At 38.7% G+C, this 22,908-nt stretch carries 16 protein-coding genes and 2 pseudogenes; 12 read left to right on the plus strand and 6 right to left on the minus strand.

What is annotated here, in order from left to right:
• A complete protein-coding gene (locus A3Q34_RS17005) occupies positions 1 to 3,144 on the minus strand; it encodes an efflux RND transporter permease subunit (RefSeq protein ID WP_070376425.1) in 3,144 nt (1,047 codons plus the stop codon).
• A 9-nt stretch (positions 3,145 to 3,153) separates the two neighbouring features.
• Positions 3,154 to 4,335, minus strand: coding sequence for an efflux RND transporter periplasmic adaptor subunit (locus A3Q34_RS17010; protein WP_070376426.1), 1,182 nt, complete (start codon positions 4,333 to 4,335; stop codon positions 3,154 to 3,156).
• A gap of 119 nt (positions 4,336 to 4,454) precedes the next feature.
• Here A3Q34_RS17010 and A3Q34_RS17015 point away from each other — a divergent pair.
• Positions 4,455 to 4,592: pseudogene (locus A3Q34_RS17015) on the plus strand (LysR family transcriptional regulator); the annotation flags it as partial.
• A 308-nt stretch (positions 4,593 to 4,900) separates the two neighbouring features.
• On the opposite strand, the gene A3Q34_RS17020 reads toward A3Q34_RS17015, so the two are convergent.
• Positions 4,901 to 6,055 carry an IS110 family transposase gene (locus A3Q34_RS17020; RefSeq protein ID WP_070373630.1) on the minus strand — a complete coding sequence of 385 codons (1,155 nt, stop codon included), beginning with the start codon at positions 6,053 to 6,055 and terminating at the stop codon, positions 4,901 to 4,903.
• A 101-nt stretch (positions 6,056 to 6,156) separates the two neighbouring features.
• Between A3Q34_RS17020 and A3Q34_RS17025 the strand changes: the two are divergent.
• Positions 6,157 to 6,963: pseudogene (locus tag A3Q34_RS17025) on the plus strand (LysR substrate-binding domain-containing protein); the annotation flags it as partial.
• Positions 6,964 to 6,986: 23 nt separating this feature from the next.
• Here the strand turns inward: A3Q34_RS17025 and A3Q34_RS17030 are convergent.
• Complete coding sequence (locus A3Q34_RS17030; RefSeq protein ID WP_070376428.1) at positions 6,987 to 7,679, minus strand: cupin domain-containing protein; 693 nt, start codon at positions 7,677 to 7,679, stop codon at positions 6,987 to 6,989.
• Between the two features lie 87 nt (positions 7,680 to 7,766).
• Complete coding sequence (locus tag A3Q34_RS17035) at positions 7,767 to 8,384, minus strand: glutathione S-transferase (protein WP_070376429.1); 618 nt, start codon at positions 8,382 to 8,384, stop codon at positions 7,767 to 7,769.
• Positions 8,385 to 8,558: 174 nt separating this feature from the next.
• Here A3Q34_RS17035 and A3Q34_RS17040 point away from each other — a divergent pair, with 174 nt between their 5' ends.
• From A3Q34_RS17040 to nhaD, 8 genes are all read left to right on the plus strand, one after another.
• Complete coding sequence (locus A3Q34_RS17040) at positions 8,559 to 9,686, plus strand: flavin monoamine oxidase family protein (protein WP_157471020.1); 1,128 nt, start codon at positions 8,559 to 8,561, stop codon at positions 9,684 to 9,686.
• A gap of 12 nt (positions 9,687 to 9,698) precedes the next feature.
• Positions 9,699 to 9,950, plus strand: coding sequence for a glutaredoxin family protein (locus tag A3Q34_RS17045; protein WP_070376431.1), 252 nt, complete (start codon positions 9,699 to 9,701; stop codon positions 9,948 to 9,950).
• A 69-nt stretch (positions 9,951 to 10,019) separates the two neighbouring features.
• Positions 10,020 to 10,550, plus strand: coding sequence for a TetR/AcrR family transcriptional regulator (locus A3Q34_RS17050; protein WP_070376432.1), 531 nt, complete (start codon positions 10,020 to 10,022; stop codon positions 10,548 to 10,550).
• A gap of 236 nt (positions 10,551 to 10,786) precedes the next feature.
• Complete coding sequence (locus tag A3Q34_RS17055; protein ID WP_070376433.1) at positions 10,787 to 11,638, plus strand: DUF6279 family lipoprotein; 852 nt, start codon at positions 10,787 to 10,789, stop codon at positions 11,636 to 11,638.
• A 245-nt stretch (positions 11,639 to 11,883) separates the two neighbouring features.
• Complete coding sequence (locus tag A3Q34_RS17060) at positions 11,884 to 13,296, plus strand: efflux RND transporter periplasmic adaptor subunit (RefSeq protein ID WP_070376434.1); 1,413 nt, start codon at positions 11,884 to 11,886, stop codon at positions 13,294 to 13,296.
• A 9-nt stretch (positions 13,297 to 13,305) separates the two neighbouring features.
• On the plus strand, positions 13,306 to 16,443 hold the full coding sequence (locus tag A3Q34_RS17065; RefSeq protein WP_070376435.1) for an efflux RND transporter permease subunit: 3,138 nt from the start codon (positions 13,306 to 13,308) through the stop codon (positions 16,441 to 16,443).
• A 308-nt stretch (positions 16,444 to 16,751) separates the two neighbouring features.
• Positions 16,752 to 17,552 carry a bestrophin-like domain gene (locus A3Q34_RS17070; protein ID WP_083278071.1) on the plus strand — a complete coding sequence of 267 codons (801 nt, stop codon included), beginning with the start codon at positions 16,752 to 16,754 and terminating at the stop codon, positions 17,550 to 17,552.
• Positions 17,553 to 18,340: 788 nt separating this feature from the next.
• A complete protein-coding gene (gene nhaD, locus A3Q34_RS17075; RefSeq protein WP_070377231.1) occupies positions 18,341 to 19,762 on the plus strand; it encodes a sodium:proton antiporter NhaD in 1,422 nt (473 codons plus the stop codon).
• A 68-nt stretch (positions 19,763 to 19,830) separates the two neighbouring features.
• On the opposite strand, the gene speB is transcribed toward nhaD, so the two are convergent.
• Positions 19,831 to 20,772 (minus strand): agmatinase, encoded by a 942-nt coding sequence (gene speB / locus A3Q34_RS17080; protein ID WP_070376436.1) that lies wholly within the window; start codon positions 20,770 to 20,772, stop codon positions 19,831 to 19,833.
• Positions 20,773 to 20,985: 213 nt separating this feature from the next.
• On the opposite strand from speB, the gene A3Q34_RS17085 reads away from it, so the two are divergent.
• Together A3Q34_RS17085 and speE are read left to right on the plus strand one after the other, a co-directional pair.
• Entirely contained in the window at positions 20,986 to 21,948 is a 963-nt protein-coding gene (locus A3Q34_RS17085; RefSeq protein ID WP_070376437.1) for a hypothetical protein, read from the plus strand.
• Positions 21,938 to 22,795, plus strand: coding sequence for a polyamine aminopropyltransferase (speE, locus tag A3Q34_RS17090; protein WP_070376438.1), 858 nt, complete (start codon positions 21,938 to 21,940; stop codon positions 22,793 to 22,795). The genes A3Q34_RS17085 and speE overlap by 11 nt, the downstream gene beginning before the upstream one ends.
• Positions 22,796 to 22,908: the final 113 nt, after the last annotated feature.

Genomic DNA, 22,908 nt, shown 5'->3' on the forward strand with positions numbered 1-22,908 from the left:
CTACTCCTCAAGCTTTTTTTGTTTAGTCTTGGTCACTAAAATATAAAATACTGGCGTAAAGAGCAGGCCAAATACTGTTACACCTATCATGCCTGAGAACACCGCATTACCCATAGCATGACGCATTTCTGCTCCAGCACCTGTGGCAAAAACTAACGGGAGTACACCCGCTGTAAAGGCTATCGAAGTCATGAGTATTGGACGTAATCGTAGCTTACATGACTCAATAATAGCGTCAAAGTGAGATAAGCCTTGATCGTTTTGATCCTTAGCAAACTCCACCATTAAAATAGCATTTTTCGAGGCCAGTGCGACCAGAACAATTAACGCAATTTGGGTGAAAATATTATTGTCTGAACCAACGAGCCAAACACCTAACAAAGCAGAGAATATAGTCATGGGTACAATGAGAATAATGGCTAAAGGTAAACGTAAACTTTCATATTGTGCAGCTAAAACCATAAAGACTAAAAGCACCACTAGCGGAAAAACATACACCATAGTGTTGCCGGCTAATATTTGTTGGTAAGTCACTTCTGTCCATTCATAAGCAATACCTTTGGGTAGGGTATTCGCCAATATACCTTCTATTGCCGTTTGTGCTTGGTCTGAACTATAACCAGGAGCAGGGCTACCATTAAGCTCAGCACTTGGGTAACCATTGTAATGCATTACACGGTCTGGACCTGTTGTTGGCGTTACAGTTAAAACAGAACCTAATGGCACCATATCTCCATGGCGATTGCGCACTTTGAGGTTTAATATTTGTTCAGGGTCTTGACGAAACTCAGCTTCTGCTTGCGCTTTCACTTGATAAGTACGACCAAACATATTGAAGTCATTGACATAAACTGAGCCCAAATAGACTTGCAGGGCATTAAAGACTTCATCAAGGGGAATTCCTTGTATTAAAGCTTGTTCACGGTCGATATCTATATCCATTTGTGGAACTTGAATTCTAAAACTTGAAAACAGTCCTACCAATGCTGGGTCTTGTCTTGCTTTGTCAATAACTGCTTGTAGGCTATTAAATAAAACTTCAAAGCCTTTGTTACCACGGTCTTCTATTTGTAACTTAAAGCCGCCTGTTGTACCTAAACCTTGGATTGGTGGTGGTGTAAATACCGCAACAAAAGCCTCATCTATAGCAGTAAAACGTTGGTTTAATTGCGCAGCAATTGCCATAGCCGATTTGCTATCATCAGTTCGCAGAGAAAAAGCATCTAAAGGAAGAAAAACAATCGCACTATTAGGACTATTAGTAAAACCGTTGATCGACAAGCCAGGAAAAGCAACAGTATGAGCAACACCTGGTATATCTAGCGCAATTTTTTCCATTTCTCTAACCACCGCATGGGTACGGTCAAGACTTGCTGCGTCAGGTAGTTGAGCAATAGCGATAAGATATTGCTTATCCTGTGCTGGAATAAAGCCACCGGGCACACTGCTAAATAACTGTACGGTTCCACCCACGAGTGCGATATAGGCAACAATAACGATAACACTCATACGCATTAATTTTTTAACCAGCTTCTGATAACCATGGCTACCACGTTCAAAAATACGGTTAAAAGGCGCGAATAACCAACGGCCAAAAAGTTTATTAAGTAGGCGTGTTAATCGGTCTGGTTTACTGTCGTGTGATTTTAATAACAATGCTGCCAATGCTGGCGATAACGTTAAAGAGTTAAAGGCTGATATTATCGTTGATATCGTAATAGTTAAGGCAAATTGTTTATAAAATTGCCCCGATAGACCACTAATAAATGCCGTTGGTATAAATACCGCACTTAATACTAAGGCGATAGCGATAATAGGTCCGGTGACTTCTGTCATGGCAACGCGTGTTGCTTCTAACGGGCTTAACCCTTTTTCGATGTTACGCTCGACATTCTCAACGACAACAATAGCGTCATCGACGACAATACCTATTGCCAGTACTAAACCAAAGAGTGATAGGGTGTTAATTGAAACGCCAAGTAATTGCATTACCGCAAAGGTACCAATTAACGACACGGGTACGGCAATTAACGGGATAATTGAAGCACGCCATGTTTGTAAAAATAGTATCACTACAATCACAACTAAAACAATGGCTTCAATTAAGGTCGTTATTACTGCATCGATAGAGTCACGAACAAAAATAGTGGGATCGTAAACTATGTCGTATTCGACACCAGCAGGGAAGTCCTCAGATAATAACGCCATAGTTGCCCGTACTTGATCTGATAACTCTATAGCATTAGAACCAGGTCGTTGAAAAATAGGCATAGCTAAAGCAGGTTGCCCGTCTAACATGGCACGCAAGGCATAAGTATTTTGTCCTAGGTCAACACGAGCGACATCTTTTAATCGAGTAAGCTGGCCTTGTTCGCCGACTTTAATAATAACTTGTTCAAACTCTTCAATGTTATCAAGGCGGCCTTTTACATTGAGTAATACTTGAAATTGACTGTCGTTAGCCGCTGGTTGAGAGCCTAAACTACCGGCAGCAACTTGTTGGTTTTGCTCACGTAATGCATTAATAACATCGGTTGCGGTTAATTCACGCGCAGCTAATGCATCTGGGTTAAGCCAAACGCGCATCGAATATTGACCACCACCAAATAATTTTATATCACCAACGCCGGGTAAGCGGGAGATTTTATCTTTAACGTAGAGATCGGCGTAGTTCGATAAATATGCGGTATCATGGCTTTCTTGGGGTGAATATAAATGCACCACCATAGCTAAATCAGGCGATGATTTTTCTGCAACCACACCCAGACGTTGCACTTCTTCTGGTAAGCGAGATAATGCACTATTAACGCTATTTTGTACTTGTACTTGCGCGCGATCTAGATCAGTTCCAAGAGCAAACGTCACCGTTAAGGTCATACGACCATCGCCAGTGGCTTGTGAAAACATGTATAGCATGTTTTCAGTGCCGTTGATTTCTTGCTCAAGTGGGGTTGCCACTGTTTGTGCAATAACCGAAGGGTTTGCCCCCGGGTAATTTGCCGTAACCACCACGGTTGGTGGCACAACACCAGGGTATTCACTAACAGGTAGTTGAAAAAGTGAAAGTCCACCAGCAAGCAGAATGACAAATGACAAGACCGCTGCAAATATCGGGCGTTGTATAAAAAAATGGGAAAAATTCATGGTTAACTCTTATTCTTCTGACGTTAGTTTTGCCGTTAAACTGGCATCAGCAACGGGTGATAAAGTAAAGGCAATACCCGCACTATCAATGGTGACGTTATTAGGTGCGACAGGCATGCCCGGACCTACGCGGGCAGGGCCATTAACAGCAATAATATCGGTTGCTTTTAGCCCGGAAGTAATCGCCTGTAAACTGCCGTAACGTTCGCCTAATTTAACCAGTTTATATTGCAAAATATTATTTTCACCAACAGTTAAAACAAAATTATTTTTTAAGTCAGTACCAATAGCGCGTGAAGGCACGATAATTTTTTCGGTAATGGCATTTGCAGCCAACTTAATACGTGCAAATGAGCCTGCACGGAGTTGGTTTTTGTCTTCATTAAATACCGCTCTTACCCGCAATGTGCCGGTTGCCGAATTTATTTGATTATCAATAAAATCAATATAGCCTTGGTAAGCAAACTCACTTTGTCCTACTTTTTGCATCATGACTTTTTGCTGATCGGAGGCACTAATATTAGCAAAATCGCTATTCCAAGTGCGCTCGTCAATGTCAAAGTAAGCAAACATCGCTTGGTTAGAAACAATTGTTGTTAGCACACTTTGTCCGGCGATAATATTATTACCTTTGGTAATGTTGGCGCGAGAAATAATACCGTCGATAGGTGAACGAATAGCGGTAAATTCTAAATCAAGTTGTGCTGCTGTTAATTGTGCTTGTAATGCGGCGAGTTGTGCTTCGCGCTGACGTAATGTTGACGTGCGAGACTCTGCTTGTTCAGTGGATATCGCTTTTCGTTGAGTTAAACGTATTGCACGTTCTTCTTCACTTTTTGCTTGAACAAATGCAGCTTTTGCACTGTTTACTTGTGCTTGAAGGCTAGCAACAATAGCTAAAAAAGGTCGATCATCTAGTTTAAACAGGAGGTCGCCCGTGTTAATTTGCTGACCCTCATTAAAAGCAATCGACTCTATTACCCCTGAAACACGTGGTTTCAAAGCAACTTGCTCGGGAGCTTCTAAGTGGGTGGTATAGGTGTGCCAATTTTGTACAGATTTGACTAGCACTTCTGCCACATCAATCGACTGTAGTTGTTGCTGCTGTGTTGTTTGACTAGGTGCTTCTGAGCAACCTAATAAAGTTAAGCTTGCCATAGCAATAGCTACTGCGATTAAATGTTTATTCATAATAAGACCTCTTTTAATTTGAGCGCAATTTTACGTAACAAACCTGTTGATAAAAACCATAGATTTTGCATTTGATTAGTGCCAAAATGGCACCAATAGAATTGTGATGGTAATAAAATATGGATACGACTAGCCGATTATTGATGTTGCTTGAAGTTGTTGAACAAGGTTCTTTTATTAAAGCGGCTGAAGTACGTAATATTGACCGTTCGGTTATTTCTAAACAGCTCAGCCGCCTTGAGGAACAATTAGGCGTTGGTATGACTCCCCACGTCAAGTTAAATACACTGATCCTTGTTCATTAATTTCAGAACCATTGTATTCACTTTTAGTATTAAGTGAGTTAACGCATAGAATGAAGCAAGTAATTTCGTCGGTTATCATGCTGATATTCGTGGATTACTAACTTGTTTGCTAGCAGCGCCTACCTTACTCATTTCGTCGTGGCACCTGTCTTCAGTCTATGTTCGCGGTTCAATAGCCGTTAGGCTATTGCCGTCCTAACGCCGTCGGTGATTGTGCCACACCCGATGCTTGATCCCATGCGCTAACTCAAAACTTTTATTCATGCAGGTACTCTCGATATTCTTAGCTTCACATCAATTTTTGGTAGCACTACCTCGCGAGAAATAGCCCAAATATAAGCGATCATTTCTCTGGCGATGGCCGTAACGACCACATTACGATGTTTGCCTTTATGCATGAGTCGTTGATAGCGGCGGCACAACCTCAGTTGAGCTTGCCAAGCCATATCAATAATTTCTTTGCTTAAGCCTTCTTGTCTTAATTGCATTTCTTTTGAAATATTGGCGTTGTGTTTATACGAATGTGCACCTTCGACCAGTAGTCGTCTTGCACGGCTGTTACCGCATTTGGTAATAGCACCTAAATGGCGTTTATCGCCACTTGAATGTTCGCTTGGTACAAGACCAAGGTAACTCATTAATTTTCTAGGATGGTCGAACCGTGATAAGTCACCTAGTTCGGCAATCACTCCTGTGGCGACTAATAACCTCACACCACGGAGCGCCTGTATCGCTTTAACTACAGGATAAAACCGCCAGTTTTTCACTTGATGTGTTAATTCATTATCCAGCCTTTTTAAGCGTTTTAGTCGTTCATTAATGGTTAAAACCGCTTCTTGCAAAACAATTTGCTGACAAGGATGAGGTAATACTAATTCAGCGAGCCAACGCAAATGTTGTAATGACCAGTTATCTTTTATTTTGCTGTTAATGTTGTTACGTAATAACAATGCTTTAAGTTGATATTTAGCATCCTTTAAGTCTTTCATGCCTGTTTCTCGTGCCCGAGATAAGTCCCGTACGGCTTCATCTTCGGGCTCAGGGACATAGATAGATGTTAAGTCTTCAGACTTGAGCAGCTTTGCAAGTTTGAGCGCATCACGTTTATCGGTTTTGATTTTATCTCCTGGTTTTTTAGGGATAAGAGAAGGTGCGATGACATAGCAACAATGATTAAGGCTGGTGAGAAAGCGGTAAATCCAATAGCCACAAGGACCTGCTTCGTAAACAAAATGAAGTGTGGCATCTGGATATTTTGATTGTAATTGTCGTGCAAGTTTTTTAAAGGCGGCTTTATTACTGAGTATTTTACCTAGATGAGTTGATTTAGCGCCACGTTGGTCTTCAATATAAGCGACTTCAGTAAATGTTTTATGGGTATCTAAGCCAATGAAAAGTATGTTATGTTTTATCATGCTAGCCTCTGTTTGATAATGTTGACACATATATTATGGCTCTGGTTTGTAAAACTAACCCACATTTAGAGGCTAGCACCTTGTGGGGAGTCATTGTGTCTAGATTACTTAATCGCACGACACGTTCATTTTCTTTAACGGCTGCTGGCGCTGAAATGGTTAAAAAAGCAGCTGAACTTAGAGAGTTACTGGGCGAAACAGTACGAATGGCTGAAAATTATCATTTGGAACCCCAAGGAGTCCTTAAAATAACGTCTTCTACTTTATTTGGGAAACGTTACTTACAGCCAGTCATTAACGATTTTCAAATGCGCTTTCCGCAAGTTGAAGTAGAATTACGATTAGATGATCGTGTTATTGATATTGTCTCAGAAGGGTTTGATCTTGCATTTCGTATCGGCGAACCCAAAGATTCGTCGTTAATTGCTCGTAAAATAGCACGTAATCGTTTATTAATTTTAGCGACCCCGTCATTTATTGATAATTATGGTTTACCTCAAACTATCGAAGATTTAACGCAATTACCGGCGGCAAGTTACGCTAGCACCTCTTTTAAAGTCGAAGGTGTTCGCTTCTATGATAAAAATGGTGAAGCCAAGGAACAAAAACTCAATAGTATTTTTAGGGCAAACGATGCCGAAGTATTATTGATGAAAACATTATCAGGTAGCGCGTTTTTTGTTGCGCCAGCTTTCGTACTTGCTAATGAAGTGAAAGATGGTCGTTTAGTACCTTTATTGACCGACGTTAGATTAATGGAGTATGGTGCTATCTATGCTGTATATCCACATCGCGATCTCCCCGTTAGAACGCGATTATTTTTTGATGCGGTTCGTGAGTATCTAGGAAAAGAAATACCTATTTGGGAACGGGCTATTCCTAACTTTGAACAGTTATATACCCGGTAGATATTTTTCTGTGCTATTAAATATTAACCCGCCGATTTTACTCGTTTTATTTGCTTGTTTACCTCAGTTAAATTACCGGTCTTAAGCCAAATTCTTGCGCCAGCGCTACCAGCAGTTACCGTTAAGGTATCGCCTAATGGCAAACGTACCCAACTATGCTTTTGTAATAAATCACTGGGTGTTTGTAACTCCCCTGATAACACTAAAACTTCAGCCCCTTGAGTCGCGACAATATTCATTACTGCGCTCGGTTCAAAAGATAAAATAGCGACCTCTTCAATGGTATCTTGATGTAGTGGGATAATTGAAACACCTAGTATTTCTGTCGGTGTTGCAGACATTTGCTGTGTTTGTAAACAAACATGGCTTTTATCTTCTGGCTGAAATTGCCAAAGTTTTACAAAAATAATACAGCCTTCATCAGAAAAAGGTGTATGAGAAGATTGTGGTGGGTTTCTAATATATGAGCCGACAGGGTAGTCGCCGTGTTCATCTTGAAATACACCCTCAAGTACAATAAATTCTTCACCACCGGTGTGAACGTGGGCAGAAAACTTACTCCCTTTTGCGTATCTTACTATCGATGTTGCTCTGGCCACTTCACCGCCTACTCGGTCTAACGGTCTTCTGTCTACACCTGGCATAGGTGAAGCTAACCATGCTAATGAAGTACTGTGCACGATAGCTCTTTGTTCAAAGTTAGCTAAGATTTCCATAATCAATCCTATTTTAAAATAGTCAGCGTGAAAGTGAGTCATTTTACATTTAGTAAAAACATTATGTAAAATGACTGACAGTCATTTTTATTTAACGCTCGGACGCTCAGCAACCTTAGCACGCCAATTGAGTAAATGTGTGTATTCATTAGGTACGGCTATTTTTGCAAAGTCAGCAAAACCAAGACCGGCAAACAGGGTAATATCAGCGACAGTAAAAGCTTCACCTGCGACATAAGTCTGTTTGCTTAAAACAGAGTTAAAGTATTTAAAACCAGCAAGTGCTTTCTCGCCTTGTTTCTTACCCCATTCTATATTTTGATATGTTTCAAGTTCAGGTCCTAAGCCGTCGGTAGCATGATGAAAATAAGTAGCTACAGCATCAAGTACCATTAATTCAGCTCTTCTTTGCATCATACTAATAACTGCACGCGATTTTGCCGTTGTCCCTGTTAACGATATCCCCTCAAAAGTGTGGTCGATATATTCAATAATAGCAGAACATTCAGCGATATATGTTCCATCATCTAATGCCAATACGGGTACGCTGGCTAAGGGGTTCATAGCGAGGAAAGCGTCACTTCGATGTTCTTTGTTCATCACATCAACAGCAATAAAAGTGACTTTGTCAGTGGCATTTTTCTCTGCTAACGCCATGCGGACACGCAATGGGTTAGGAAAACCTTCTACATCATATATTTTCATTTTATATTTCCAATTAATTTGATTGTCATCACTTTGTCTATCTACCTACCGGTAGGTAGTTTGCGTATTTTTAATTATATTGTCAAATTTTATTTAAGACTCAAGTCTCTTAAAAATTAAAGTTGCTTTTATAGGTCGAGCTGGCTAATATTTACCTATCAGTAGGTAGTTTTTTTGAATTTTACATATATGAATAATAAACGTGTGATTATTGTCGGTGGAGGATTAGCGGGTTTATATACTGCTTATCAACTAGAACAGTTGAATATTCCTTACCTTCTTTTTGAAGCAAAAGATGTTTTTGGTGGCCGTATATATAGTGAACAACCGAAAGTGTATGATGAAAATGCACCATTACATGATTTAGGTCCGACGTGGATATTTCCGCATCATCACCAGATGAAAGCACTAGTGGCTGATTTGAAAACACATTTATTTGACCAACATATTGAAGGTGCTGTTGTTTATCATGCGGATCAGCATACTCAACCACAAGTCATTGAAAATGGTCAAGGGCCACTCTTACATCGTTTAGCTGGCGGATTATACAAGCTCATTTTAGCTTTACAGGCTAAGCTTTCTAAAGATAACTATCAGCTTAATTGTCAAGTCGAGCAGTTAACAAAAGTGCACGATAGCTGGCAAGTGACAGTAAAAAATACTAAAGATGACTCGACATCTGTTTTTGAAACCGACCATTTAGTTTTAGCTTTACCGCCGCGGATCATTAATGAATTTTTAACACCCGTTCATTGGGCAAGTAAAGCTTTAACAGCAGCCCTTGTCGCTGTGCCTACTTGGATGGCAAGCCAAGCTAAGTTTATTGCGACTTATGAAGAGGCTTTTTGGCGAACGAAAGGCTTAGCAGGGCAAGCCTTTAGCCTTGTTGGCCCTATGATAGAAATTCATGATGCCTCGGCACAAGTACAGCAAGATTTCGCTTTATTTGGTTTTATTGGGCTTTCGTCACAAGCGATAGAAGGCTTATCTGTTGAACGGGTTAAAGCTTTATGTATTAATCAACTGAGCTTATTATTTGGAGATGAGGCTCAACAATATTCACAGTGTTATTTAAAAAGCTGGGGTAATGATCATTATGTTGCCGTTGAAAAAGACAGAGTGGAGGCGCCGAATCATCCTTATTTTAATATCAAGGGTTTTACTGGCGAATTATCTTCATTAAATTTATATTTAGCCGGTAGCGAATTTGCTCAGCAAGAAGCCGGTTACCTTGAAGGCGCATTATTTGCCGCAAATTCAACCATTAGGTCATTAAAAAAAGAATTTAATGACCTTAACTAGAGAGAAAATATAATGAGTAAAAGTTCTTATGCTTTGTATCACAAGGTTCATTGTCCATATTGCCGACAAGTCATTGCCGCAATGAAAACTAGTAATGTAGTCCTTGAATTACGTGACACAGAGAAAAATTTAGCCTTTAATAAAGAGTTAATCGAACAAGGTGGAAAGAAACAGGTGCCTTGCTTAAAAATTACAGAAAATGGTCAAGAGTCTTGGCTGTATGAATCTGGAGATATTATTAACTATTTGAATAAAATAGCCTAGTCATTGATAATGGATGAAATTATTGAGTATAATTTCATCATTTACTTCACCTGCCAATAGCATTTATTTATGAACAAAAAATCTCAAATATTAACCTTAGCCGAAAATAAAGTACGATCTGGTGGCTATGGTAATTTTAGCTTTAGAGAGCTCGCCGATGAAATTGGTATTAAAAGTTCCAGTGTGCATTACTATTTTCGAACTAAAAGTGATTTAGGTGCTGAATTAGCGCACCAGTATACCGATACTTTTTTATCGTCATTAAATGACGATAAAGATAAATTAGTGGGAAGTAGTGCTATTAATCTTTATATAAATGCCTTTAAAACGGCATTAGATAAAGACAAACAAATGTGTTTATGTGGTTTATTAGGCGCCCAGTCAGATGCCTTACCTGAATTGGTTAAAATAGAAATTAAACGTTTTTTTGAATTAAACATCGCATGGTTACAACAAGTCTATATTGAAGAAAAGGGGCTAACGGTCGATCACGCAAAAATCAGTGCTATTAGGTTATTAGCGACTTTAGAGGGAATGATGATTTTAGCTAAAGTATTAGACGACATCACGACTTTTGACAGTATTACCGACTTTGTTTAGTCATCTTCTAGCAAGTAAATCCCTATAATGTCGTTCACACCGTTTTTATCGTTTATGACTTCAGCCGATAGTGCTAACAATATTTATGGGATCTAAAAATAACAGCGATTGATCCTTGTTTTACGCTACGGCGTATTACGATTGGATTGGTAGATATCCCCTAAGCTGACAATATTGAATATTTCATTAGTTTAATTTTGCTCGTTATCAATAACAAATAAAATAAGGTCAGGTATATGCAACGAATTATTAAAAATGGCATTGTTGTGATTTTTAGTTCATTTTTGCTATCAGCCTGCAGTTTTAGTTTTATTTATAACCACTTAGACTGGTGGAGTAATTGGTATCTTGATGATTACGTTACCTTAAGCCAAGAACAGCAAAAAATATTTGATACGACATTTAATGAGCTGCATATATGGCACCGACGAACACAACTCAGTGAATATACTCGTCAACTTATCACGCTAAAAGCCCAAGTGAATCGCGGTATTACCGCTGAAGAAGTCGACGATCAGTTGGTCAACATTAAACAGCATTGGCTTGTAGTGCGAGAGCAAGCAAAACCGGCACTGATATCGTTAGTTCATAGCTTGAGTAGTCGCCAAAGAAAACAAGTCATCGATGAAATTGCCAGTAATAATGAAAAACGTCTCGACGACTATGATGAGTTATCTCAAGAGCAATGGCTTAACGAAACATGTATAGAACGACAAGAGCAGTTCAAAAAATGGTTGGGGAAGTTAACTGAAAGTCAAAAAATTGAAGTATGTCAACTGACCAAAAGTCTAGCACCGACATTTAATCATAGAATGGATTATCGAATAAAATGGCACTCAGGTCTAAAACAGGTATTAGCCATGGGATTAGATAGACAAGAATATGAAGTGATGTTTACCGAACTTATTTCTGAACCAGAATTATTAAAGTCTGAGCAACACAAAACATTATCTAAAAATAACAGTGATACCTCTGTAAAAATATTTCATACTATGATGAACAGTTTAACAGATAAACAATTGAATCGATTTAATAATAAACTTGATGATTTGATTGAAGATTTAAAAGAACTGGCTATAAATACTTAGCAGCAGAGCTTGTTTTAAAGCCTTTACATAAGGCAATTTTAGCTTGACGTTGTTATTTATCCCCTGTGTTTAATTTTAATTATCTCTTCTTTGTTGTACCCGCCTGAAAATAAAACTATTTTTTCACATGAAAAGTAAACTTAATCTTGGTTTTATCGTATAACATATATTAATTTATATATATCATCGGTAGTAAGTGCGATTAACGTGCAGACACCAGCAAAAATAATTTAAGAGAGTGCTAAATGAACGATATTAATTCACCACAAAAACCGGTGGAAGTGACCCAAAAACCTGTTGTTTGGGGAATACATTTGATTGTAACCATCGTTATTTTTGCTATTGCTTTTTCAATTATTGCAGCGATGTTTGCTAGTAAACCTACTCCACGTAAATGGGGAGGAGGTCCGCCGGCTTCTGTTGGTGTCGAAACAGTACAACTAACGGCTACAGATTATCCTGTTTGGATTGAATCTTACGGCTCAGCTGAGCCTTTAACTAGAACGCAATTAGTTTCAGATGTCAGTGGCCGTGTTATTGAGGTCGCTAATAATATTCGAGCAGGAGCATCATTTAAAGCGGGTGATGTTTTACTGGCGATCGACCCTCGTGATTATCAGATAGAAGTTGATGTTGCAAAATCAACGGTCGCCAATGCTTGGGTAAAATACAAAGAAGAGTTGGCTCAAGCAGATGTCGCTGAGCGCGACTGGAATGTTAGACCCGGTAGTAAAGCGGGTCGTGATTTAGCACTTCGCATTCCACAAGTTGCGGCTGCACTCGCTTCTTATGATGCATCTAAAGCGCAATTGGCGAAAGCCAAACTCAACCTTGAGAGAACCCAAGTTAAAGCTCCCTTTGACGGAAAAATTTTGAAGCAAATGGTTGATTTAGGGCAAGTTGTTAATCCTTCTCAAACTATTGCTGAGATATATTCCACTGATTATATTGAAGTAAGATTACCGGTAAAAGCCCAAGACCTAGCGCACATCTACTTACCCGATGAATACAATGCACCAGGCAACGAGCCTACAGACAACAAGGAACATCAATCTGTTGTTCTTTTTGAAGGTGAGTTAGGGGGTAAAACTTATACCTGGAAAGGTAAATTAGTACGTAGCGAAGGAGCTTTTGATTCATCTACTCGTATGCTTTACGTTGTTGCCAAGCTTGATAATCCTTTTGTTAGCTCTCCACAACTCCCCGCACTACGTGTTGGGCAGTTTTTAAGAGCAAAGATTGAAGGCACACAATTGAAGAATGTCTATGCTATTCCAAGAAGAGCAGTAAGTCAGAATAATATGATCGCGGTTGCAGAAAATGGTTTATTGCAAAAACGCGCGATTGAACCTTTGTGGACAGATGTTGAGTCTGTCGTTATTTCTGCTTCTTCACTTGCTGGCGATATTTATAGTTATGCTAGCGCTATTGATTCTGCCGATAAGCTTATTTTAACGCCAACGGCCAATTTAGCTGCAGGTACCCGAGTAAAATCATTGAATGACATTAATTCGGCAACCGATGAAGAATTAGCTAAAAAGAAAATGTTAAAACCGACAATGAATCAAGAGATGCAAGACAGTGGTAGTGAAAAGCAAGAAGGTTTACCTGCTTTAAAAAAATCTCCAATTAATTCATCCACTTCGACTACGGATTAGGAACTCATTATGCATGGTTTAATCGCTTGGTTTGCTCGTAATGACGTTGCTGCTAATCTTCTTATGGTGGTCATCGTTGCCGCCGGACTTTATAGTTTGTCCAACAAAATCCCTGTCGATTTATTTCCTGAATTTGAAATAAATACCGTACAAGTTAGTACTGTTTTACCTGGCGCTTCACCACAAGAGGTTGAAGAAGGTTTAACCATAAGAGTGGAGGAAGCGATTCAAGATATCGAGGGCATTCGTGAAATGACTTCGCGCTCTAATGAAGGCAGTTCAACTGTGACTGTTGAAGTAGAAGATGGTTTCGACGTTAGAGAAGTACTCGACGAAATGAAAGTTCGCGTAGATGCGATTAATAATTTTCCCGTTGAAGCTGAACGTCCTTTAGTGACAATGCCTAAGCGTATGCGTGACGCTATTGGTGTGGTGATGTATGGCGATTATGACAGCTTAACATTACGCCGTTATGCTGAAGATGTTCGAGATGAAATAGCTTCGTTGCCAGGGGTTACTCAAGTCAGTGTTGATAACTCTCTGCGTTTTGAAATATCGATTGAAATACCTGAATGGTCATTAAGAAAATATGATATTACCTTAGAGCAGGTTGCCGACACTTTACGACGTAACTCTACAGATGTATCCGCCGGTAATTTGAAAACTGAAGGCGGAGATATTTTTATCCGCAGTATTGGTCAAGCTTATAAAGCAAGTGACTTTAGTCAGCTACCGATCTTAACCGATGAAGATGGTACATTAATCCGCTTAGGTGATATTGCTGTTCTACGTGATGAATTCGAAGAAACCCCTTTGAGAACAAGATTTAACGGCATTCCAGCAATAGAGGTAGAAGTCTTTCGCGTGGGTGATCAAAGTATTATCGAAGTAACCGATGCCGTTAAAAATTATATCGCAGGTAAACAACAAGCACTCCCACAAGGGTTAACGATGACTTACTGGCGCGATCGCAGTAAGTCGATAAAAGCACGTTTAGCTACGCTTACTACAAGCGCTTGGCAAGGTGCGCTATTAGTTATTCTACTCTTAGCTTTATTTTTACGACCTGCCGTTGCATTTTGGGTGTGTCTTGGCATTCCAATGTCATTTATGGGCGCATTTATATTGATGCCATTTTTTGGTATATCTTTGAATTTAATGAGCCTATTTGCTTTTATTTTGGTGCTAGGTATTGTTGTCGATGATGCGATTGTTACGGGTGAAAATGTTTACGAACATATGCAACGCGGCACAGATCCCCTTACCGCTGCTATAAGAGGTACCCAAGAAGTTGCCGTACCGGTTACCTTTGGTATTTTAACGACTGTTGCAGCCTTTATACCTCTGGCTTTACTTGAAGGAAGAGGCAGTTGGTACCAGAGTATTCCTTACGTTATTGTGCCGGTTTTACTCTTTTCATTAATCGAGTCTAAATTGGTATTACCCGCGCATCTTAAACATATTAAACCGCGAACAGGCGCGCCATCACGGTTAACACGCATTCAAATGGCAATATCGACCTCTTTAGAGACGTTTATTGCTAAATGTTATCAACCAACATTAGCATTAGCGCTGCGCTGGCGTTACGCGACGCTGGCCATTATGTTGTCGTCACTTTTTATAGTCATTGGTGCACTTTCAAGCGGACAAACAAAATTTGTATTTTTCCCTCGTGTGCAAAGTGAAGTAGCAACAGCAACACTAACAATGCCAACAGGTACCGCCTTTGAAAGTACCGATCGTATTGTTCAACATATGACTAAGCAAGCGAAGTTATTACAAGAGAAATATATTGATGCCGAATCTGGTGAGTCTATTATTAAGAATATTTATTCTATTAGTGGCGGCCGTAATTCAAGTACGGGACGTGTTCGTGTCGAAACAATTCCGCCAGAAGACCGTAGCACAGACATTGGCACGCAACAGATAGTTGCAGAATGGCGTAAAATGGTTGGACAAGTCGCTGGCGCTGAACAGTTAAATTATCGAGCTGAAATTGGTTGGAGTAGACCCGCTATTAATATCGAATTGCGTGGCAAGAATGCTGATGATTTAGCTGAGCTAGGCGATAAGTTCAAAAGTAAATTAACACAGTATTCAGCAGTTTCAGATGTTGAAGATTCAATGTCTGATGGTAAAGAAGAACTACAATTAAAACTTAAGCCCGAAGCAACGTTACTTGGACTTAATTTAAATATGGTTGCAAGACAAGTTCGTCAAGCAGTCTACGGTTTTGAAGTTCAGCGTATTCAACGTGGGCGTGAAGAAGTGCGAGTTATGGTGCGCTATCCTATTGCTGCTCGACAGTCGATTGAGACGTTAGAGCAGATGATGATCAGAGTTGAAGCTGGCCAAGAAGTTCCGCTATGGCAGATTGCTGATATCGTACCTGGATTAAGTCCTTCGAGTATTTTACGTATTGATCGACAGCGAACACTTTCTATTACGGCTGACTTTAACAAAGAACAAGGTAATTTGTCTGCGGTGCAGGAAGAGTTAGAAGAGTTTTTACAACAATCGATAAGTACGTATCCAGGCATGAATTATGAAATGGCTGGCGAAGCTAGAGATCAAAAAGAGTCTTCTCAAGAACTGAAGTTTGGTATGTTTGGCTTGTTATTAGTGATTTATATCCTGCTTGCCATTCCGTTTAAAAGTTATTCCCAGCCTTTAGTGGTGATGATGGTTATTCCTTTTGGCATTGTCGGTGCGGTAATAGGTCACTGGATAATGGGCATGGATTTAACCTTACTGAGTCTGATGGGGGTCTTAGCGTTATCGGGTGTGGTGGTTAACGATTCACTGGTCCTGGTCGACTATATTAACAAAAAGCGTGCTGAGGGAAGTGCTGTTTTTGAAGCTGTTTATGCCGCTGGTGGTCGTCGCTTTAGGCCGGTTTTACTAACATCATTAACGACGTTTGCTGGTTTAATGCCACTTTTATTTGAAAAGAGTACTCAAGCACAGTTCTTAATTCCGATGGCAGTAAGTCTTGGCTTTGGTATTTTATTTGCGACAATCATTACATTGTTTTTAGTGCCGATAAATTATTTGATTATGGAAGATATCAAACGCTATTTCGATCGTTATAAAAATGACATGCGTTGGTTAGTACGTAAAGGCGTTAGTAAAGGAAAATCGTCATAACGTCAGCCGTTAAACGTTCAACTATGTTGTTGCGATTACACTAAAAAATTGCCAACCTTTTATTAGGTTGGCAATTTTTTTATTTATCATAAAAATTTAACTCCACTATTATCTGCAGTGTTGATTTCTTAAGATTTTATTAAAAATATGCTTAGCAGAGTAAACTGTTTACTTAAAATAACGCTTTGGCTACAATATTTCATCAAGGTAAGCGCTTATACTAATATTTATTAAAATATTCCTTGACCAATCACCCCCCTCAACCCACTCTTTGCCCACGAATTTATTCAAATGTAGAGATTTAATTAGTGAGCCAAGAACTAATGTACGACAAAAATAGCATTATCATTATTATTACCCTTTTTATTTTGATGTTAATTATTAACCAAATAGGCTACAGCTTCGGTTTACGTAATAAAGACGCAGAAAACACCGAGATGAAAAGTCAATCGACGGCTATTCAAGCCGGTATTCTTGGTTTATTGGCTTTGTTGCTCGGTTTCACGTTTAATATGTCGCTGCAACGGTATGATGGACGAAGCAGCGCGGTTATTGAAGAAGCGGGTGCTATTTCAAGAGTAGCCATGCAAGCAAAACTATTGAGTGGTAAAGTAAAAGATGACGTTTTTGATGAATTAGAGTCTTATTTAGCACTACGTATTTCACTGAGCCAAATAGATTTGAGCAATGCAGACCAACGTATGGCTGTGAACAAAAAGGTTAGTAAATCACAAGCGAAACTGATTGAATTAGCACAACAAGAATTGGAAAATCCAAGATCACTGTTAATTGCCAATGGCTTTTATCAGTCATTGTCCAGCATGATTCAAATTGAAAACAAACGTTCGGCTATGCTTAGACTCCATGTGCCCGAGCCGGTATTGTTTTTGTTGTTTAGTGTTTTTGTTACTGTTGGCGGCATGCTTGGTTATAATAGCGGGTTAGGGAAGAAGCGTCCCGCATTTCCCACGATATTATTATTCACCTTAATCATCTTGGTGGTCTTTATTATCATTGATTTAGACAGACCTAAACGTGGTATTATACAAGTTAACCAAGATAGCCTGCATGATGCGGTCATGACCCTTCAAGATTATAAAACTGAATAATGTTAACGTTTATTTAAGCTAGTGATAATAAAATTTAATAGCTATTTTGGGTCATTTAATAATGAATAGCTATTAGATATTCCCCTTTAAAAGGACAAAGCACTTAAGGTTGCGGCTGAAACTTCACCTTATATTCGTTCGAACATATCGATACTAGTCCGGTCGATACCAACCTACCTAGCTAAGCGTTTGATAGCGATAATAAAGATTATAAAAGTTGATAACGACCAAACTCTTAAGATTTATTTATTTAAAAACATTATCTTGCAAACTTCCCTCTAATTTTTTCTCACTATATTTCCTGATCATTTGTCGCACTTTCTACGACGCATTGACATCATCTAATACCGTCAGCTTTTCAAAGATCGCCTTTTTTAGCATCAATGAATACCGTAAATCTGGCTGTTGTTTTTTCCATCTTTAATGTTTGTATAGCGACATGTTATTTTGATTATCATTTAATTAAAATTGTATTGTCTTTTAATTGGAATATAATCGTCGTTTTGTTGACTGCCATGTGAAATATTAACCGTTAAATTACGCTTATCTATTGATGATATTTACCCATATTTATTTTATGTAAGCAAGACATGCAGATAAACCCCCAACATACTTATATTATGGCTGTTCTTAATTTTCAGCCTTTAAAAGCGTTAGCCACTGGCTTTTTTTGATGGTGACCGTTGCCTTGTATTCTCTTTGCTTACTCTGTCAAAGGAATATCTAATGCAGCGCTGCTCGCTGAGATAAAACGTTTTTTGACAAATTTTAAATTAACTCAGAGAAATATTGTGAAAAAATTAATAACGACTGTATTGCTGCTCCTCTTTGCAACACCTGCTTTTGCCGCTGGAGCCGGCGAAATTGATCTCACTAACACTGTTGCAGGATTTACTGCATTAACGATTTTTATTATCGCTTACCTACTGGTTATTAGTGAGGAGTTTCTTCATCTGAGAAAGTCAAAACCGGTATTGGTCGCCGCCGGTGTCATTTGGCTGATTATTGGTTGGATTTATACTCAACACGGCATTCCTAAAGCGGCAGAAGAAGCTTTTAATCATAATTTATTAGAATATGCTCAGTTATTATTATTTTTATTAGTCGCGATGACTTATATAAATGCGATGGAAGAGCGAGGGGTGTTCGATAGCTTACGGGTTTGGATGATTTCTAAAGGGTTAAGTTTACGCAGCTTGTTTTGGGTAACCGGCATGATGGCATTCGTTATTTCTTCGTTTGCTAATAATCTAACGACGGCAATGTTGATGTGTGCCATTGTCCTTAAAGTGGCTCCGAAGGACCTTAAGTTTATTAACATTGCCTGTATAAATATAGTGGTCGCCTCTAATGCTGGCGGGGTGTTTAGTCCATTTGGAGATATAACCACTTTAATGATATGGCAGGCAGGCTTAGTTAAGTTTGAGCAATTTTTTGTACTATTTATACCTTCGCTGGTCAACTTTTTAGTCCCTGCCATTATTATGAGCTTTTTTATCTCTAATGAAAGATCAACACCTATAACCGATGAAGACTTCATGCTAAAACGTGGCGCGAAGCGAATTATTTTCTTATTTATACTCACCATAGCAACGTCAGTTGCCACCCATAGTGTTGTTAACATGCCACCTGTGTTAGGAATGATGATGGGCTTAGGTTACCTCAAGTTTTTAGGGTTTTATTTAAGAAGAAGCCTTCCTCGTTCATTAGATAAAAAACGTACCTTAGCAACCATCCGTCATGATGAAAAAGCCCTAAAAAGATTAGGTAATATTGTTCCTTTTGATATTTTTGAAAAAATAGCACGCGCAGAGTGGGATACCTTACTGTTTTTTTATGGGGTTGTTATGTGTGTTGGTGGGCTCGGTTTTATGGGCTATTTAAGTTTAGTATCAGACCTATTATATACCAACTGGGATCCTACCTATGCCAATATTGCTGTCGGCGTACTTTCAGCTATTATTGATAATATCCCTGTTGTTTTTGCTGTCTTAAGTATGAACCCCGTGATGGATTTACAACAATGGTTATTAGTGACAATGACCGCTGGGGTAGGGGGAAGTTTACTGTCGGTTGGCTCTGCGGCGGGTGTTGCTTTAATGGGGCAAACGAAAGGCAAATACTCGTTTGTTGGCCACCTTAAATGGAGTTGGGCTATCGCTTTAGGCTATAGCGCCAGTATCTATGTTCATTTTTTAATTAATGGCTAAGTAATCTGGAACACCTTTAATGTAACTGCGTTATATTAAAGGTGTTCTCTTAGGATATTCATCGACTATTAGGCCTGGCTTGGCCCCGCTAAACAAAGTAATAATTCCCGCACGACTTTCGCCGCAAAAACATCACTATTTCCTGTACTGTCAATTTTAGGCGCTAACTCGACTACATCACAGCCAACAAAATATTTAGATCGCAATATTTTGCATAAGCTAATCAATGAATGAAAATCTTCTCCGCCTGGCTCAGGTGTTCCGGTACCTGGAAAAAAGCTTGGATCAAAATAATCTAAATCTAAGGTTAAATAAATAGGAGTATCTTGTGCAATCGCCTCAACACTGGCAAGAAATTCAGCTCTGCTTTTTTTGAGTGTTTGATGTGCTTTCATCCATTGATATTCTTCACGAGTACCTGAGCGAATGCCGTATTGTATTAGCTTATTATCTTTACCAAAATGATCGGTAATACGGCGAATAATAGCGGCATGTGAATAATGATATCCTAAGTAACCATCGCGTAAATCAGCATGCGCGTCGAGATGCAGTATGACCAAATCAGGGTATTCGCTCAAATACTTCTTTATTGGAGCATAAGAAATAGAATGTTCTCCGCCTAAGGTGACAATGCGAATATTATTTTCTTTTAAAGCAACATTTTCAAATAAGGTGTTAAAAGCATCATTAGCATTACTATAAGCGTTTTCTATATCAGCTTGTCTACTTTGTTCATTGATAGATAAATCAATCGGTAAATTACCTAGATCAACAAATGAAATATCTTCAAGGTCTGCGTCTAAATACGGAGAATACGACTCAATACCATCAGAAACGGCTCGCAGTGCGTTAGGCCCTGCTTTAGTGCCTTTTCTAAAGCATGCCGTACCATCAAACTCAAAGCCGATGATGTGGCTCGTATCTTGAAAAAGACCTCGCTTATCTTTAGCCCCTTCAAAAGGTATTGGCGGGGATATTAAACCCACATTAATTTCTTTAACCATATTCATTGAGTCATAATACCTAACAGCAATATTTTCTTAATTATCCAAAATAAAGGCTAAATGTATAGTTTTATTTATAAAATATAGTGTGGTGAATAAAAGGAGGGCTATTGGATGGCAAGCTTGTTGTTTATTTTCTCGATGTTAGCTACATTATTTTATTGATAAAAATGAAATAATTTGTAAAATGACGCACTATTTTTTTAATGAGGAGTTGTTATGTTTTTTGAGGGATCAGAGAAAAAAGCTGAAATCTTAATCGATGGTGAACAGCTTTCTTTACTTAACGACATTGACGATGAATTTTGGTCTGCGTTAGTTCATCGTAGTCAAGCTCAAATACTATCTTCGATTGAAAATGAGTATTGCAAAGCTTTTTTACTGTCCGAGTCGAGTTTATTTGTCTGGTCAGATAGAATATTAATATTAACCTGTGGTGAAACGCAGTTAGTTAAAGCGGTAGAGTTTTTTATTCAAAAACTTGGTACAAAAGTGATTAAACAGCTCACTTATCAGCGTAAGAACGAATACTTTTCAAACGCCCAGCCTAGCTGCTTTGGTGATGATATCAAATTAATTAATCAATATTTACCGGGTAAGGCTTATCGTTTTGGTGAAATGGACAGTCACCACAACTACGTTTTTCATTTAGATAACGACTTTACTGCTGATACTGATGACATTACCTACGAGTTACTCGCCTATCAAATAAGTGAGCAGGCTTCGAAACATTTAACACAAGCTAATTTGTCAGCTGAAGAAATTCGTCAGTTCTTGTGTATTGATAGTATTTTACCTGGCTTCATTATTGATGACTTTGTCTTTTCCCCTTACGGCTATTCACTCAATGCGATTAACGAACAGCAATATTTAACCATTCATGTTACGCCTCAAATGGACAGTAGTTATATTAGCTTTGAATCGAATATAGATTTACTTTTGCTTGCGCCAAAACTTTTAGAGATATTGGCACCCAAATCTTTTGATTTAATGAGCTTTAATGAACAAGCTTTTGAGCAAAAATTAAGCGTGTTAATACCAACACAATATGTGAGTAAATCACGTGTTTGTAAAAAGCTTGATAATGGTTATTTAGTAAACTTTGCCAACTATATTCTGCCACAGACAGTCTTTGCTGAGCCAATTATGATTGATATTTCAGGAGAAAACCATGCACTCTAATTTATGGATAGAAGAAAAATTTGAAGATTTTTTGGGGATTAAATTTAAAGTAGAAAAAGTACTTTTCTCTGGGAAAAGTGAATTTCAAACCGTTGATGTTGTTGAAACGAAAGGTCATGGTAAAATGTTACTAAATGACGGTTTGATTATGGTCACCGAGCGAGACGAATTTGCCTATCACGATATGATAAGCCATGTGCCCTTGTTTGTGCATCCTAAGCCTAAAAATGTTTTAGTGATTGGTGGTGGTGATGGTGGAACGGCAAGAGAAGTCATTCGTCATCTATCAGTAAAAAAATGTACTATGGTTGAAATCGATGTGATGGTTGTCGACGCCTGTAAAGAACACATCCCACAAACCGCTTCAGCACTCGATGATGAACGTATAGATCTTATTATTGGTGATGGTGTGCAATTTGTTAAAGAAACCACTGAGAAGTTTGACGTTATTATTGTCGACAGCACTGATCCGATTGGACCGGCTCAACCCTTATTTGGTGAAGCATTTTATAAAGATGTTTTTAACTGTTTAGCCGATGACGGTATCGTTGTTGCTCAGGGAGAGTCTTCTTGGTATGCCATGGATATTCAACAATCGCTATTGAAAGTATTAAACAATGTCTTTCCGAAAACTTACTTGTATAGTTTTAGTAATTTAACTTATCCAGGCGGCTTATGGAGTTTTACTTTTGCATCTAAGCAATACCATCCTATTAATGATTTTAACGCTGAACGGGTTGAAAAATCAGGCTTAAGTTTTGATTATTATAATGCACCGCTTCACTGTGCTGCCTTCGCCTTACCTAGCTTTGTCAAAAAAGGTTTGCTGGGTTTAATTGATAATTAAGTTATTTTAAACGGAAAATGATTTTTAGACGTTTGCGTTGTAACTGTCTAGGAAAAAATCACTAAGACAAGCTATAGCTAAGTAACTCGCTTATTTTGCTATAGCTTATGATT

Source organism: Colwellia sp. PAMC 20917 (genome assembly GCF_001767295.1).
Lineage (GTDB): Bacteria > Pseudomonadota > Gammaproteobacteria > Enterobacterales > Alteromonadaceae > Colwellia_A.